Annotated in this window: 15 protein-coding genes; 3 read left to right on the forward strand and 12 right to left on the reverse strand. The window is 51.8% G+C overall.

Annotated elements, in window-relative coordinates; genetic code table 11:
* Positions 1–35 precede the first annotated feature (35 nt).
* Together BUC02_RS01650 and BUC02_RS01655 are read right to left on the reverse strand one after the other, a co-directional pair.
* Positions 36–872 carry a hypothetical protein gene (locus tag BUC02_RS01650; protein WP_139260965.1) on the reverse strand — a complete coding sequence of 279 codons (837 nt, stop codon included), beginning with the start codon at positions 870–872 and terminating at the stop codon, positions 36–38.
* Between the two features lie 62 nt (positions 873–934).
* Complete coding sequence (locus BUC02_RS01655) at positions 935–1,624, reverse strand: hypothetical protein (RefSeq protein ID WP_254794053.1); 690 nt, start codon at positions 1,622–1,624, stop codon at positions 935–937.
* A gap of 21 nt (positions 1,625–1,645) precedes the next feature.
* Between BUC02_RS01655 and BUC02_RS01660 the strand changes: the two genes are divergently transcribed.
* Entirely contained in the window at positions 1,646–2,137 is a 492-nt protein-coding gene (locus BUC02_RS01660; RefSeq protein WP_073317752.1) for a peptide chain release factor family protein, read from the forward strand.
* A gap of 144 nt (positions 2,138–2,281) precedes the next feature.
* A complete protein-coding gene (locus BUC02_RS01665) occupies positions 2,282–3,520 on the forward strand; it encodes a lamin tail domain-containing protein (protein ID WP_073317755.1) in 1,239 nt (412 codons plus the stop codon).
* Between the two features lie 107 nt (positions 3,521–3,627).
* On the opposite strand, the gene BUC02_RS01670 is transcribed toward BUC02_RS01665, so the two are convergent.
* Positions 3,628–4,083 carry a hypothetical protein gene (locus BUC02_RS01670; RefSeq protein WP_088657420.1) on the reverse strand — a complete coding sequence of 152 codons (456 nt, stop codon included), beginning with the start codon at positions 4,081–4,083 and terminating at the stop codon, positions 3,628–3,630.
* Between the two features lie 100 nt (positions 4,084–4,183).
* Between BUC02_RS01670 and typA the strand changes: the two genes are divergently transcribed.
* Positions 4,184–6,016 (forward strand): translational GTPase TypA, encoded by a 1,833-nt coding sequence (gene typA, locus BUC02_RS01675; protein ID WP_073317761.1) that lies wholly within the window; start codon positions 4,184–4,186, stop codon positions 6,014–6,016.
* Between the two features lie 209 nt (positions 6,017–6,225).
* On the opposite strand, the gene BUC02_RS15790 is transcribed toward typA, so the two are convergent.
* The 9 genes from BUC02_RS15790 to radC all read right to left on the reverse strand — a co-directional run bounded on the left by BUC02_RS15790 (position 6,226) and on the right by radC (position 16,477).
* Positions 6,226–7,242: a fibrobacter succinogenes major paralogous domain-containing protein gene (locus tag BUC02_RS15790; protein WP_254794054.1), complete on the reverse strand. Its 1,017-nt coding sequence runs from the start codon at positions 7,240–7,242 to the stop codon at positions 6,226–6,228.
* Positions 7,243–7,332: 90 nt separating this feature from the next.
* Positions 7,333–8,076: a hydroxymethylpyrimidine/phosphomethylpyrimidine kinase gene (locus BUC02_RS01685; RefSeq protein WP_073317767.1), complete on the reverse strand. Its 744-nt coding sequence runs from the start codon at positions 8,074–8,076 to the stop codon at positions 7,333–7,335.
* A 13-nt stretch (positions 8,077–8,089) separates the two neighbouring features.
* Entirely contained in the window at positions 8,090–9,397 is a 1,308-nt protein-coding gene (locus BUC02_RS01690) for an MgtC/SapB family protein (RefSeq protein WP_073317770.1), read from the reverse strand.
* A gap of 69 nt (positions 9,398–9,466) precedes the next feature.
* Complete coding sequence (locus BUC02_RS01695; protein WP_073317773.1) at positions 9,467–11,182, reverse strand: sensor domain-containing diguanylate cyclase; 1,716 nt, start codon at positions 11,180–11,182, stop codon at positions 9,467–9,469.
* Positions 11,183–11,668: a dihydrofolate reductase gene (locus BUC02_RS01700; RefSeq protein ID WP_073317776.1), complete on the reverse strand. Its 486-nt coding sequence runs from the start codon at positions 11,666–11,668 to the stop codon at positions 11,183–11,185.
* 20 nt (positions 11,669–11,688) lie between these two features.
* Positions 11,689–12,501, reverse strand: a complete 813-nt coding sequence (locus tag BUC02_RS01705; protein ID WP_073317779.1) for a thymidylate synthase — start codon at positions 12,499–12,501, stop codon at positions 11,689–11,691.
* 87 nt (positions 12,502–12,588) lie between these two features.
* A complete protein-coding gene (locus BUC02_RS01710) occupies positions 12,589–12,828 on the reverse strand; it encodes a hypothetical protein (RefSeq protein ID WP_073317782.1) in 240 nt (79 codons plus the stop codon).
* Positions 12,829–12,939: 111 nt separating this feature from the next.
* Positions 12,940–15,609 carry an OmpA family protein gene (locus BUC02_RS01715; protein WP_139260967.1) on the reverse strand — a complete coding sequence of 890 codons (2,670 nt, stop codon included), beginning with the start codon at positions 15,607–15,609 and terminating at the stop codon, positions 12,940–12,942.
* Between the two features lie 163 nt (positions 15,610–15,772).
* Positions 15,773–16,477 (reverse strand): RadC family protein, encoded by a 705-nt coding sequence (gene radC / locus BUC02_RS01720; protein WP_233144339.1) that lies wholly within the window; start codon positions 16,475–16,477, stop codon positions 15,773–15,775.
* Positions 16,478–16,540 lie beyond the last annotated feature (63 nt).

A 16,540-nucleotide genomic window follows, 5' to 3' on the forward strand; every position in this document is an offset into this window, starting at 1 on the left:
CTAAAATAGCAAATAACGAAAGCCCTGATTATAGATCACTTGCGAATTTCTAATTCCGAATAGCCATTTCCATTCGTTCGGAATTCAATCGATTCTCCGGCAGGCGTTGTCGCCTTGAAAAGTCTAAAGAACGAGGGCGCCACGCCGCGCACAAGGATAGATTCAAGCTCGGCGCGCTTGATCATGAATTTGGCGTTCCAGGCCGGCATATACCAGTGCCACGGCTGCCAATTGAACACTCCCCTGACCGACTGCACAAAGGCCCTGAGCATCAGCGAATATTCGTACTTGAAGTAGTCCTCGTAATCGGTCAAAATCGAATTCTTTTCGGCAGGGTCCTTGGTCGCGTAATCAGCCACCATGTACAACGGATCTTCGCCCTTCTTTTCGTAAGTAAAGAGCATGCCCGACGGCAAAAGTTTCACCTTCAGGTTATCCTTATCGCGGTGGACATATTCCTTGTCCGAAACCTGCCTATAGTCGCGGAAAACCACCTCGGGGTGAAGCACAGGATTAATCGAAAGCGGCACCGGCTTTGCATCGAGCGAAGGCAATTCATAGAACAGGATTGTTTCGCCTTTTCCCTTGGGCAGCAACACGGCAACCAACGGTTTTGGGCGTTCGGTAATCACCCACACCATTTCGGGCTTGTTCGTCCCCTTGAGCATGGGGTCCAGAATTCCCATAAGCGAGGGATCTTTCTCACCATTCACGTCCCATTCCATCCAGGTACCCGTACCGCCCACGGAATCGAGCGTTGCAAAAAGGCGTTCGCCACTAAAAGCGGTCTTCGATTCTACTGCGCCGATTACCTTGGCAGAGCCCGCCGTATAGGGCTTACCCTTGGGAGCGGCCCAAAGCGCGGAGTTCAAACAAATTAATGCAACAAGGACGATCTTCGAAAAGTTTATATTCAGCACTAGATTTCCCACCACTAGAAGCCAATGGGTTCGCAAAGGGAATCATCGAGTCTCGAATACGTCATGTGGTATTCGCGGTCGAGCCAGTAGAGAGCCAGTTTCTTGTTACTCCAGCTCTTCTTGACTGCAGTAGCTTCGATACCCTTCGTAATCAGGGGAACCGTTTCGACCAGGTCGAGTTTCCAGGACTTGTCGTCCCATTCAAAAATCATGATCGGCACTTCGGGGCTCTGTTGCAGGCCAATGCTTCCGCGGTCGTTCTTGATTTTCATGGGGCCCAGTTTCAGCTTGGTAAAGTTATGAATGATTCCCGCCTTGGACATGTAGAGCCAAAGCATGCGGTCTTCGGGAACCTGCCACAGGTGTTCGCGTTCGTAAAGGCGGTAAAGCAGAATGGAATAAATCTCGTAGAACTGGCAGGTATCGAGTTCGGCGGGGCCGTAAGTCATGGCGTGGCGTTCCAGAGTGTCAAGCCAGTATTCCGAAGAATCCGTCAACATGGCGTAAAGGTCGTCGGCAGGCGTGTCTTCACGAATGGCAACCAAGAAATTCTTGAACATGGATTCGAGCATGGCCTGCTTGTCAGATTCCTGAACCACTACCTTCTCGTTTTTCACGTTGGCCGGTGCATCGAGGCCGGCATCGTCTTTTGAAGAGCCTGCACAAGCCGAAAAGAATACGCATGCCCCAATCGCAAGGGCCATAACAATTTTATTTTTAATAGTATGCATCGCGATACCTATTTAAAAATGACTCTGGACGAACTGCTCCGTGCCTGCACCCTCAAGGGGTTCCAGGGATCAGGCCCCGGCGGTCAACACCGCAACAAGACCAACACGGGCGTTCTGCTCGGTTTACGTGAGTTCAATTTAGAAATTAAATCGTGCGAAGGCAGGAGTGCTCACGAAAACAAGGTCCATGCGCTACACCGAATGCAAATGGCTCTCGCCCTGCAAGTCCGCGAAACACCCGCAAATCCCGAAATGCCCTTTCCGGGGAGCAACGGTCACCTCCAACCTTCCAATCCCTTGTTTCCGTTGTTCGTAGCCCACGTATTCGATATTATGGCCACCAAGAACGGCGACACAAAGGCCGCGGCAGCCGCATTCAACCTGACCCCGAGTGCGCTCGTGAAGATTTTGCGCCAAGACAAAGCCTGCGCCACCAAGCTGCAAGGAAACCGCAAGCAAAACGGCCAGAAAGCGCTAAAGCTCTAGGGTTTCCAGCACTTCGTTCCACCCCCGCAATTGTGGTTAACAAAATTTTACAATAAAATTCCCTAAAAAACAGGGGTTAAATCAGACACTTTTGCCCAAAATGGCGTGTTAGTAAATAGGACCACTCAACCAAATGGAGGTATTATGAGTCCTATCAAAACGAAACACGCAAACATCGCTACCGCATTCCTGTGCGCTCTCGCCCTCTGGAACTGCAGCAGCGACACCCACGAAACCAGCGCCACCATCAGCAAGTCGGGCACGGCATCGGTCGCGCTCCGCCTGCAGTACAACACGCCGCCCCTCTTGGACAGCCTGGTGCTGGACTGTTACGGCGCAGACACCTTGCACTACGTGCATTCTGCCGACAGCGGCCTCTTCAGCATGGACTTGTTCCCCAGCGACAACTGGACGTTCAAGGCCAAGATTTATGCGAACGGTGCGCTCATGCAAATGGGCGAACTCTCGACTAAGTTGGAAGCAGGCGCCATCGCAGACATTCCGATCCAGATGCACCCCATTGTGGGCTTCGTGGTGGTTGAAGTGCCTATCGGCCTCAGGAACGAAAGCGGTATCGAAAGCGGTACCATGACTCTTGTTTCCGAAGACGAACGTTACGAAATCCCCATGGAGGAATCCACGGGCAAGCTCCTCTTCAAGAGCGGCATGCTCAAGCTCGGTGTCGAATACGAAGTACAGATTTCCCTGTTCGATGCAGACGGCAACGCCATCTACGACTTGAGCGACAGGTTCCTGCTCACCGAAGACAGCCCGGTGCCCGACCTCTCGCTGAACTCGTTGCGCAGTAAAATCGCAGTCTCCGTAAAGCCCGCCGACGAGCGCAATGTGTCCATCACGCTTGCCCTCCGCGCCGCTTTCCGCAAACCCAAGGTCGACGACTTGCTGATTACGGAATACTACGCAGCGCCCAACGCCAAGGATAGCACGCAGTATGAATTCGTTGAAATCTACAACGGAAGCATCGACACGCTTATCCTCGACGATTGCACGCTTGGTCTCGGGAGTGCCACCAGCGTCAAGCGCTACGCCCTCACCGCCAGCGAAATCTTGCCCGGCCAGGTGCTCGTGTTAGGCGATGCCGCCTCCGAAAACACGCCCGCCCTCCACATCAATACCGATGGCTGGAGCGCCATGTCCAACAGCAAGGGCGCCGTCGTACTGCAGTGCGACGGCGAAACGCTTGACTCCCTGTATTATGCAAGCGCCCCCGACTCGCTGCATTCCAATGTGGTGCCCGCGGTAGGCTCAGGTAAATACAATCAAAGTGGCCAACTGAATGTTGACCACTGGAACATGCGTTCAGATTCCTCGTCGTGGTGCCTTGCGGCCCCCACTCCGGGCGTAGTGACATTCTGCGATTAAACGTAACTTCGGATTTCAGAATTCTGATTTCAGAATTTTAATTCAGGAAATCAACTCCGAATTCCGAACTCCTAATTCCGAATTAGTTTATGAGCTCAGCTCATAAACTAGGCGTGAATCTGCGTATTAGCGCGTTCAACGTCAAACAGCCTGCGCAGTAATTCTGTGCGGGCTGGATCGCGTTCCTCGGCAAGAGTCAGCGGACCCATGTTCAGGGCCACCAGAATGGAGCCCGGATAGTTGTTTGCGCTCTTGATGAAGTCGCTGGAAGAAACGCCTTCGGTGTAGAAATCGACAACGAAAGTATCCCAGTCGTCATTTTCGAGCTGTTCCTGGGCTTCGGCCTCGGTTTTTACAGCCTTGATGGTTGCACCCACCAGAAGGTCGGTCAGCACGGTCAGGCAAGCGTCGCGATGGGAATCGTCTTCTTCCCAAATCAGGATACGGCGGTCGCTATAGTCGCGAACCTGGGGGGGCTGGGCAAGGGAGTCCTCGGAATCGAACTTCTCGAGGGCGGCTTCGTCCATTTCTTCATCGTCAAAATTGTCGAGTTCTTTTGCCATAGTAGCCCAAATATAGTAAACTTGCCCCCAAAACATTGCCATAATCGGCTAGAATTTCTAAATTTGCGCGCAAAAATAAACGTCAATCAAAAGAGCCATTATGGATACATCTAAAATCAGAAACGTCGCCATTATCGCCCACGTTGACCACGGTAAAACTACCCTGGTGGACCAGCTCCTCAAGCAATGCGGAACATTCCACGAAAACGAGGAAGTCAACGAACGCGTGATGGATAGCGACAACCTGGAACGCGAACGCGGCATCACCATCCTTTCCAAGAACACGAGCGTCATGTACAAGGGCTATCGCGTAAACATCGTCGATACCCCGGGGCACGCCGACTTCGGCGGCCAGGTGGAACGCGTTCTGGGTACGGTGGACGGTGTGATTCTGGTGGTGGACGCCTTCGAAGGCCCCATGGCTCAGACCCGTTTTGTGACCCAGAAGGCCCTTGAAATGGGACTTATTCCTATCGTGGTCGTGAACAAGATCGACCGTGACGGCTGCAACCCGCACGCCGCGTTGGACAAGGTGTTCGACTTGTTCTGCGAACTCGACGCCAACGAACAGCAGCTCGACTTCGACAAGGTGTTCGGTTCCGGCCGTAAGGGCATCTGCAAGGCCGAAATGGAAGACCCGGATGGCGACTTCCACATTTTGATGGACAAGATTATCGAACGCATCCCGGCCCCGAAGGGCGATCCGGCTGCAGAACCGCTTCTGCAGATTGCATCGCTTGAATACTCGGGCTTCCTTGGCCGCTTGGCCGTGGGCCGCGTGCAGCAGGGAACCTTCAAGCCGAACATGACCGTTGCCCAGGCTACGAGCGACGGCAAGGTGAAGAACATCCGTATCCAGAAGATTCTGCGCTACGAAGGCCTGACCCCGCAGCCGATCGAAGAAGCCGGTCCGGGCGACATCATCTTGATTGCCGGTCTCGACAACTTCGACATCGGTGATACCCTTTCTTCGACGAGCAATCCGGTGCACCTTCCCCGCATTCACATTGACCCGCCGACCATCTCCATGCTCTTCACCGTGAACACCTCGCCCCTGGCCGGTAAGTACGGTGGAAAGTTCATGACGGGTAACCAGCTCCAGGAACGTCTGGAACGCGCCCACATGGCAGACCCCGCCCTCTTGGTCGAAAAGGTCGACGGCGCCTCCACCTTCAAGGTGTCCGGCCGTGGCATTCTCCACCTCACCATCCTCGTCGAAAACATGCGTCGTGAACTCTATGAATTCACCATCGGTTCTCCACAGGTGATCTTCAAGACCGACGAAAACGGCAAGCTCCTCGAACCGATCGAAGAATTCAAGGTCGAAGTGCCGAACGAATTCAGCGGCGCCTGCATTCAGGAAATCAACACCCGTAAGGGCGAAATGGTCAACATGACCACCGACGAAAATGACCGCGTCACTCTCGAATACCTCGTTCCGAGCCGTGGCCTTATCGGTATCCGTCCGAAGCTCCTTTCCCTTTCCAAGGGTTATGCCGTCAGCCAGTCCATCTTCAAGGACTACGAACCGTACAAGGGCGAAATTCCGGCCCGCGTAAACGGCGTGCTCATTGCGAAGGAACCGGGCGAAGCCGCAAGCTATGCCCTTTCCAACTTGGAAGACCGCGGCTACCTCATCATCGGACCGGGTGCCGAAGTTTATCCGGGCATGATCGTGGGTGAACACAACCGCGACGTCGACATTATCGTGAACGTCACGAAGGGTAAGCACCTTACCAACATGCGTTCCAAGTCTGCCGACGACATGATTCAGCTGACTCCGTACCGCCGCCTGACTCTGGAAGAATGCGTCACCTTCATCAACGAAGACGAATGCATCGAAGTCACGCCGGAAGTGCTGCGCCTCCGCAAGACCGAGCTCGACCCGATCAAGCGTAAGCAGCTCTCCAAGCGCCCTGCCGAAGAAGACTAATACTTACTTCATAAAAAATTTAAGGCACTCAACCGAGTGCCTTTTTTAATTGTCTTCCCGGGCTTGACCCGGGACCTCCTCTCCAATCCGAGAAAACAGACCACGGCTCCAGAGATATACGAAACTTGAAACCTCAGTTTCTTAGTTGAGTTATGCTCTATGAGTATAAGTTCGTCTCGCTCTTACATGACCGTTCGACATCCGTCTCACTAGTCCTTTACACAACGGACAGAAAAAGCGAGCCGCTTAGTGCCGTGGCCTAGATACGCAATATCGGGCGCTGCGAAACTCAAGGCAATGCGATAGGCGAGAGAACCTCCGTAATCATAGGCCCCCCAAAAATCGGTGTAACAACCATAATCGTAAAAGTAAACTTTGTTGGAGCCAACATCCCCGTGGCCAGCAGGCAATGCGGAGAAACCAAATGCATCAGAGCCGTTGCCGGAAATTCCCTTATAATCGTTCCAGCCCCTCTGAGTCTTGATAATATAGCCCGCCGTGGATTCCCCAGGATGATCCGTAGATTGCCCGCCCACAGCCATGAACAGAGCAACCCACTCCGTTGTATCCGGTAAATGCCAGCCCGGCGGACAAATTCCGTGCACCGTGTCAGAAAAGATACACTTTTCACCATTGCCACAATCGCGCGGGTTATCATCATCGTTCGCAAACTTTACCGAATCGATTGCAGCAGCCCAGGTATAGAGGCGCCCAGCAACATCGCAATATTTCTCATCATTTTTGTAACACCAACTTTTGCCCTTGAGGCTCGGAGTTTTTACACTATCGGAATAATTCAGATTTTCCGCCATCCAGGTTTGGTCGCCAATCTTTACTGTCTTATAGATTTTACCGTCACGCTCGTCCATCATGGTGCCGTAATTAATTTCGGGATTCAGATATGTTTCCTTGTCCCAAATCCAGCCATCGAGATTGACTAAACTGCTAGAAGATGAATTATTCTCACCTTCCGCCGAAGATTCCGGTTCTACAGCCGAGTTGATCGATGAAGACGATTTAACCTCTACATCTTTTTCGCTAGAACTAGATTGCTTCGTGTCATTTGGAACGACACTAGAAGAAGATTCTTGTTCAACGGTCAAATTGACAGATGAAGATGATACTTGTTCTGTATCAGCATTTTGTTCCGTAGAACTCGTACTGGAATCATCGCAAGCAACAAATCCAAAAGCAACCAAAAATAACGCTATTAAAAAAATTCTCATAAATACTAACCCCATAAAATGTAACTCATATCAAAAGATAGAAAAACGTTAGCTTTTCCCAATCCGTGTGGCACCTTAAAAGAATCTCGCCTACACCAAGAACCCGAGCCTTCCTTCCCCGCTTTGCAGGTATTCGTTCATGTACTGCTTGGCAATTTCGCAGGCGGTAGGAACGTCCTTACCGAGGGCGATGTTTGCAAGGATTGCAGAGCTGAGCACGCAGCCGGTGCCGTGCTTGCCTTTGCCGGGGAGCCGCGGGCTAATAAACTTGAACTGTTCTTCATTATACCACAAGGTATCGATCGATTCCTTGCCGCGGGCATGGCCACCTTTCAAGAGTACGGCAAAGTCGCGGCCCATCTTAATCTGTCCGCGGGATTCCGCAAGCCCCAGGCCCAAGTAGGCAAATTCATCTTGGTTCGGCGTCACCAAGTCAATAGACTTCATAATCGGCAAGAATTTTTCGGCATCGCGCATAAAGTGAAAACCCGCCGAAGCACTTGCAATCGGGTCCCACACAATGAATGCATCCGGCGACTTTTCACGGACAAATTCCACAATGCGCTTTAAGGTGCGGGCCTTTTCCACAAGCCCGATTTTCACGTACTTGAACTTATGCTTTTTAAAGAGCGTTTCGAGTTGCGCCTCGATGCGGTCCCAAATGACCCAGCCTGGCGCCACGAATTCTTCTTCGTTCTGTTGCGTGAGCGCCGTGCAGACAGCCTGGCCGTACACACCAAAATGCGCCATCGTCTTGATATCAGAAATAAAGCCCGCCCCGGCAGAGCCGTCAAAACCCGCTACCGTCAAAGCGTGAATCAATTTTTCACCCATACCCTATCCTTTTTTATAAGACCGCGTAATACCCGATCAAGCCGGCCGTCACTAGGCAAATCAGCACCACCGCAGGCAATATCGGACGACGCATCGACTTCGCGCCCAAGAAAAACACCAAGCCACCCTTCGTGATTGTATTGGCGAGGCTTGCAAACAACAACGCCAGCACCAGTTCGCGCACCGGGAGACCGGCCTTCAAGTTCATGTCAATCACCGAGAACGCCACCGCATCCATTTCAGCAGCACCACCCAAAAAACTGCAAGCAAGCAGCGCGCCTGCACCCAGGTAAACGCGAGCCGCATTGGCCACGAACATCACACAAGTAAAGATGACGCCGAACTTGATGGCGGGTAAAAGCTTGAAGGGGTTCGTAAAATCAGCCGATTTCTGCTGGTGATTGCGGAATTCCTTCACCTTAAGGTAAAGCGCATAACCCAGCGCCGGCACCACCGGCAACAACAGCGGCAACGCGAGCGGTTTCGCAAGTGCGCCACTCAAGAAAATGCATATCAGGTACAGGCGCACATACATCACCGCCCAGCTCAGCACAATGCCAAGCGTAAAATCCGACGCGTAATCCTCGTTTTCGCGGCTGCGGCCGGCCAAATTCAAGGTCAAAGCCGTACTGCTGGCAAGCCCACCCAAAAGCCCCGTAAGCCAAATGCCTTTGCCCGGCCCCACAAGCTTAATGAGCACGTAGCCCACAAAACCGATACCGCTAATGAATACAACGAACAGCCAAATCGTATGCGGGTTCAAAACTTCGAGTCCCGCGGGGCCGTAAGCCTGGTTCGGCAAGAACGGCAAAATCAAAGCCGAAATTACCGCGAACTTGACCGTCGCCAAAATATCTTCTTTAGAAAGCTTTTGCGCAAAAGTATGCAACTGCTCCTTCGCCGAAAGCACCCAGAGAATCACGACCACAATCACGCAAGATTCCAACAGACGCCCGTACCAGCAAATTCCACCGAGCAAGTACACGATCACCACCGCAATACTCGTGGTAATGCCGTCGCCACCGGGCAGGTGTCCCCCGGTAGAATCTTCGTGCTTACAGTGACCAATCGCAAAAGACACATGCATGGCCATCAAGAGCATGCCCACGACAACAAATCCGGTAACAAAAGGCGTCACACCCCCCATCTGGTCCGAAAGCAGGGCCGCCATGGCACCCGCTAACCCCACAAGAGTAAACGTACGAACCCCCGCCGGATGCCTCCCCGACTGGTCGTAGTAAGTGTGTTCGCGCTGCAAGCCAATAATCAGGCCAATGCCTATAGCTGCCGCCAAACGATAAAACACGTTAAAGTCAAGCATGTCTTTAATATATATTAAAGACTGACAACGAGATACACGAGAATCGCGAAAATATGCAAAAAGTGAGCTTTAGAACCTGGCGAGTTTTGACTTCATCTTCGCCTTCATGGCGTACATGCGCTCGTCGGACAGGTGGTAAACTTTTTCGGCATCAATGTGGGTTTCTTCGGCCATGCTAAAGCCGTTTTTCAAGAATTCATGCTTAAAAGCCACACCATAGGCCACTTCGAGGGGAATCGGCAAATCTTCGCTGCGTTCTTTCTGCAAGTCGACCATTTTCTTGACGGCATCGTTCACGTCGGCCACATGCTCACTACGCACAATCGCCAGGAATTCATCGCCGCCCACACGAATAGCGGTCCCTACTCCCGCAAAAGCCTCCTTGAAAAGGCCGGCAAAGATCTTAATGAGTTTATCGCCTTCATTATGGCCATACTTGTCATTTACCATCTTCAGGCCATTCATGTCGATACTCACAAAGGCGTAGTCGCCAAAGCTCTTGTCCAGAATATCAAAAATCTGCTGACACTTGGCTCGATTGAATAGTCCCGTCAAGGCATCCAGATAAGCCATCGTAGCGAGCGCACCCTTTTCGGCACGGTCTTCCAGAATGTAGACCAAATAAACGACATAGCTTTGAACAAGCGAGAACACAAAGCCAAGCGTACCCAACGGAATCCAGGACGATTCCAGCAAAGGGTTGTCGATTGCGAGATGGCGGGCAAAATTATAGCGAAGCATGTCCGCTACCACCATTACCACAAAGAACAGGACTCCGCGGGAAAGAATCTTTCCGGACTCGTCCATTTTTTTGTTGTAGGGAATGCCAGAATAAACAAAGTATACCAATCCGGCAAATACGACCGCATGGAAAAACACCAGCATTTGCGGGTAGAACAGCAATCCAGTAAAATGAAGAACCGAAGAGACAGCCAAGTAAGCGACCTCGTAGGCCACCAGGAACTTCATGACCCAAGTCTTGGATTGACTGAGACGCGTCCGCTGCATGTTCCAAAGCAACAACGTAAACGGAATTGGCGAAAAATAAAGGCAGATATATTCAAGAGTCGTGTTAAGTGTCAAATTGTAAGACACAATCTGGATTAGCTTCGTATAGCACATTGTCCAAGTGCCAAACGTAAAAGACAAGACCCCAATCATCGACAGGCGGAAATAATTGACACCGTAAATCCGCATGACGGCGCCGACCAAAACAGCAAGCACGCCAAAAAGAATCAAGAATATTCCGATGACTAGCGCAAAAATATGGCGCGAGGAATAATCGCTCACGGCGTATTCCTCTGAAAAAAGTTCATATTTCGAAATAGTAATTTTCCTGTTGTCTATTTTATTTACAAGGACCAATTTCAACTTTTGATTTTCGCCATGACTCAAGTGGACTTGATGGTAACCGCATCCCGGAAAATCGCGGTCCCCGCCATACTCATACACGCTTTTACCGTTTTCAAAAACCTCGACAGCGCTATGGACCGTCCGGAATCTGAATATCGGATGGGCAAGCTGGTTTGCCGAAATCCGGTTCTCCAGGATCAGCGAATCTCCACGCATGAGTTTCTTGGGGAACGTATAATTAACCAAGGACCCCACTCCGGTTTTTTCGCCCTTGTAGGTAACGGTCCAGCCTTTATCGAGGCGGACATTTTGCGGGGCAACTCCATTGGAACAAACCGCAATCAAAAAAAAGACAAACAGCAAAAGTAACACGGCAGCCGAAACCGACGTGACCCACAGATATTGCTTATGAATTCTTTCCGGTTCTGTCAATTAACGCTCCCACACCTCGAACACTGTCGGGTAATCGTTCTTTTCGTCGGCTTCGAATTTTTCTTCGCTTATCTTGTGCCAGCCATCGCCCCATTCAGGGAACAAGACGTCGCCATCGACGTCGGCAAGCACGCGCGTCACATACAGTTTTTGCACTAAAGGCATGGCTTCGCGGTAAACGGCCGCGCCGCCAATAATAAAACATTCTGTTTCATGGGCGGCGCGAGCAGATTCTATAGCCTGAGAAAGATTGCCGCAGACAACGCAGCCCGGAGCTTCGAAAGCCGGGTTGCGCGTGAGCACGTAATTCGTGCGGTTCGGGAGTGGTCGTCCGATATCGTCGTAATTCTTGCGGCCAAGCACAATCGAATGCCCGGTCGTAATCGCCTTGAAACGCTTGAGGTCGGCAGACAAATGCCAAGGCAAGTGCCCGTCACGCCCGATCACGTTATTCCGAGATATCGCGACAATTGCAGAAATCAACATATCTTTGCCTCCTCCTTCGATTACACCGCAATCGGCGCCTTAATTGTCGGCCACGGGTCGTAATCGACCAGTTCAAAATCTTCGAACTTGAATTCGAAAAGATCCTTGACCGCCGGATTCAACTTCATTGTCGGCAACTTGCGCGGAGTACGCGTCAGCTGTTCACGGGCCTGTTCAAAATGGTTCGAGTACAGGTGCGTATCGCCCAACGTGTGAATAAATTCGCCCGGTTCATAATCGCAGACCTGTGCAAGCATCAAGGTCAAAAGCGCATAAGAGGCGATATTGAACGGCACCCCGAGGAATGTATCGGCACTGCGCTGGTACAGCTGGCAACTGAGCTTGCGCTTGCCGGAGGCACCTACACCGCCCACGTAGAACTGGAACAGGCAGTGGCAAGGCGGCAAGGCCATTTTGTCCACTTCGGCCACGTTCCATGCACACACCAAGTGGCGGCGAGAATCGGGATTGTTCTTGAGACTATTCACCAAGTTCTTGATCTGGTCGATGTGTCCACCATCGGGGGTCGGCCAACTGCGCCACTGGTGTCCATAAACCGGGCCCAGGTCGCCGTTTTCGTCGGCCCATTCGTCCCAAATAGTCACCTTGTTGTCATGCAGGTACTTGATGTTGGTATCGCCTTTCAGGAACCACAGAAGTTCGTGAATAATCGAGCGCAGATGAAGCTTTTTCGTCGTCAGGCAAGGGAATCCCTTGGACAAGTCATATCGGCACTGGCGGCCAAACACGGAGCGCGTTCCCGTACCCGTACGGTCAGAACGGTCAACTCCGTTTTCCAAAATATCCTTGAGCAGGTCTAAATATTGTTGCATACAGTCAATTTAATAAAATGTGAAATGTGAAGTGTGTAATGAGAAATGAATAACCACACATTCCACATTACACATTCCTCATTGTAATCACTCCCCGAATATTTCCACGCGCTTGTACTGTTTCACCTTTTTGTCTTCGGTAACGGCATTCTGCAACAGATACTTGTTCAGCGCCTGCAGAATCAGGTCCTGAGTATGTTTCGGAACAGGCTTCTTGCCGAGACGGGCTTTCTGCACCATCTTGTGGTTCAAATTTACAGGGAGCATTTCCACGAGGTCATGGTTCGAAGCATTGAGAGACTGGAGAATTTCGTCGAGTTTGGTCATAGAGGAGTGGGAAGTTAGAAGTAGACAGTAGGAAGTAGGAAGAGATTTTTGATTAAGATAGAAAAAGTCCCCGGCGGTATGCCAGGGACTTTATTCAAAGGTTAGCGAAGATTACTGCACCAGGTTGCTTTCGCACTGGGTACCGTCGTTATCCGGCGTTACGAAGTGCATTTCGATACGGCGGTTCATTTCGCGGCCTTCGGCAGTGCTGTTGTCGTCGATCGGGCAGCTAGAGCCCATACCGATAGCCTTGATACGATCCTTCTTCACGCCAGCCTTGGTGAGGGTCTTCATCACTTCCTTAGCGCGGTTTTCGGAAAGCTTCTGGTTGGTCTTTTCCTTACCCACGTTGTCGGTGTGACCCTGGATCACGATCTTCAGATCCTTGTAGCTGTCTTCGTTCACGAGCTTCTTAGCCACGTTCTGGAGGATCTTCTTAGCGTTGGATTCCAAGGTAGCCTTACCGCTCTTGAAGGTCACGCCATCGAGCTTTTCGACAGCCTTCTTCGGGCAGCCATGGCCGTCGTCACCCGGTTCATCCGGGCAGCGGTCGATACCGGTACAAACGCTTTCGAATTCCTTCTGGAGTTTCTTGGTTGCAACCCATTCAGAGCAGACGCCGTCCTTATCCGGGTCCGGATCGTCTTCAATCGGGCACCCCTTGTTCCATTCAGGACCGGCTTCGAGTTCGCAACGGTCATAGCCGTGGCATACTTCCTTGAACTGGTCAAGCATCTTCTGCTTGGTCACCCACGGAGAGCAGAGGGAGTCGCCATCCGGGTCGGGGCTTTCCATCGGGCAGCCCTGAGCAAATTCTTCGCCGGCTTCGGTCGGGCACTTATCGACACCCTTACAAATACCGTCATACTGGTCGAGCATATTCTTTTCGGTCACCCAAGGATCGCAGAGGCCGTCCTTGTCGGTATCCGGGTTGCCGAGCGGGCAGCCTTCGTTATTAGCCGGGCCGAATTCGGTCGGGCACTTGTCGATACCCTTACAAGACTTGTCAATGAACCATTCCTTAGCCATTGCTTCGTCTTCAGCAGCCTTTTCGAAGTAGAAGCCCATCTTCTTTTCAGTCACCCACGGGTCGCAGAGGCCGTCGTTATCGGCATCCGGATCATCCCATGGGCAACCCTTGTTGGCTGCAGAACCGGCTTCACCCGGGCACATATCGTAACCCTTACAGATGTCGGCGAATTCATTCATGACGCCTTCGTCAGTCACCCACGGAGAGCAGAGACCGTCACCATCCGGGTCCGGCTGCTTGGTCGGGCAACCGTTGAATGCCGGAGAACCAGCCTGGGTCGGGCAATCATCGATACCTTCGCAGACATTGGCAAACTTCTTGAGCAACTTCTTCTGAGACACCCAGGCGTCGCAAACGCCGTCACCATCCGGGTCCGGATTGTCGAGCGGGCAACCGTCGTCGCCTTCGCCAGCTTCGTTCGGGCACTGGTCAACGCCTTCGCAAACTTCAGCAAATTCAGATTCAAATCCCTTTTCAGCAACCCAGGCATCGCAAACGCCGTCTTCGTCAGCATCCGGATTACCCAGCGGGCAACCCTGATTGAGACGATGACCATAGTCATCCGGACACTTGTCTTCGTCATCCGTCACGCCGTCGCCATCGCGGTCCTGAGCCAAGAGGAAGCCACTCCAAGTGATACCGCCGTAAACGGTGTATTCCGGGTTCACGCGAATGCGGTCGACCATAACACCACCTTCGCGTCCACTAGATTGGAGCGTCGTTGCAGTGATGTACTTGTCGCCGCCCAGGTAGTAAGAAGCACCCATGTGCAGGTCGACGCCCACCGGCAGGTGGAACACCAAGGCACCGGTCAACTGGTTCATGTCCAGTTTGCCGTCGCCGTTCTTGCCACACAACTTAGAACCGTCAACTTCGGCGCAAGCTTCGAAATCATCCAGCTGGATATCCCAGTAGTATTCCACGAACACCGACATGAAATCCATGAAGTAGACTTCGGCAGCGGCACTCATGAACGGAAGCGACAGATAATCGCTATTCGTCGTGTAGCGGTAACCACCATTCAAATGCAGCAAGAACGGGAAGCCATCACCACCATCGAGCTTGCTTGCGTCCATCGTAACGGCAAGGCCACCCTTGATTGTAGTGTTCTTGGTACCGAACGGAAGAGCCGCGCCATTCTTCTTATTGATATATTCAGGTTCACGAATCCAGAGACCCTGCTTTTCGGCATTGGCCGTACCGGCAGTCACACCGCCGAACACGGCGATATCGAACACCTGGTCTTCGGGCAGCGGGAAACGAGCCTTCAAGTCAATCTTGAGGTTACCCACATAACCGACCTTCGTGTTCGGAATAACAGCCTGGCCACCAAGCCCATCAAGATAGTGACCTTCTGCAGTAAACTGGTCATAGTAAACCGGAAGGGTCACACCCAAGTCAAAATAGTGCCAGATACCGATGGCAAAGCCGATATTAGCGCTTCCGCCTACGAAATCCGTCACAGGGGCATTAGCCAACAGAGGGGCATAAACACCTTCGCCGAGTTCATTTTCTACATAATGAGGTTGGGCTTCATACAACGCACCCATGCCATTATCATTATTCGGGAACATGTCGTTACCGAAAGTAGCATCACCCAAAAGGGTAAACACAAGTTTGGAATGACCAAGGGATTGGGCAGACTGGGTCTTATTCACACCCACAAAGCCTTCCTTGTTGATTGTCTGGGGATGTCCTGCAAAAGCGGAAGCCGCCAACGCAAGGGCAAGACCCATCGCTACCTTATTCATAGCATCTCCTTATAGTGGAAAGCCGACCAAACACGGCTTACCGATTTAACTAATGTAAATATAACTTATTAGTCCAAAAATCAACCCAAAAACGTGCATTTTTTTTGAAATTTAATGAATATCACACAACGGGCTATTTGTAACATTTTTGTAAGAAACTGTTTTACGCGGGGTAAAACGTCTTTTCGAACATCCCGGGGTCCATGCGGCAGATGCTGTTAAGCCCCCCTTTGCCCACAATAATATGGTCCAAGACGGGTATTTGGAGCACTCGCCCCGCCGCACAGAGCACACGGGTTATCGCCATGTCTTCTTGGCTGGGTTCCAGCGAGCCCGAGGGGTGATTATGGGCAAAAACGACCGAAACGGCGCGGTCTTCGATGGCCTTGGCGAACGCTTCGCGGGGGTGGACCGGGGTCTTGTTGACAAGACCCGTGGTCAGTTCATGGACCCGAATCACGCAATTGACCGAATTGAGCGTCACAATCACCAAGTGCTCCTGCGATTCGTATTTCAGGAACGAAAGCCTGCCCAAGAGGTCTTCGGGCGTCTGGATTGGGTTCGATTTATCGCTCAGAATGTAGCGGCTCGAAAGTTCCAGGCAGGCCAGCACCTGCGAGGCCTTTACCTTGCCAAGCCCCCGAATTGCACGGATTTGGGCCAGCGAGGGCACCTGGGTCTGGTTCGAAAGAAAGTCCGAAAGGCGCCTCGACAGTTCAAAAACATTGCAATCCTGGTTCCCGCTCCCTAGAATCAGGGCCAGCAATTCCTCGTTCGTGAGGGCTGCCGCCCCGAATTTTTCAATCTTTTCGCGGGGCAAGTACTTGGGGGGAGTTCTGTCGTTCAGCATCATCATGTTACGGTTCATGGAGTATCCTTTTTTGGGAGGGTTATACTCTCTATACGCCAAATTCAGAAAAAATGTCTGATT

Source organism: Fibrobacter sp. UWOV1 (assembly GCF_900142495.1).
Classification (GTDB): Bacteria; Fibrobacterota; Fibrobacteria; order Fibrobacterales; family Fibrobacteraceae; genus Fibrobacter.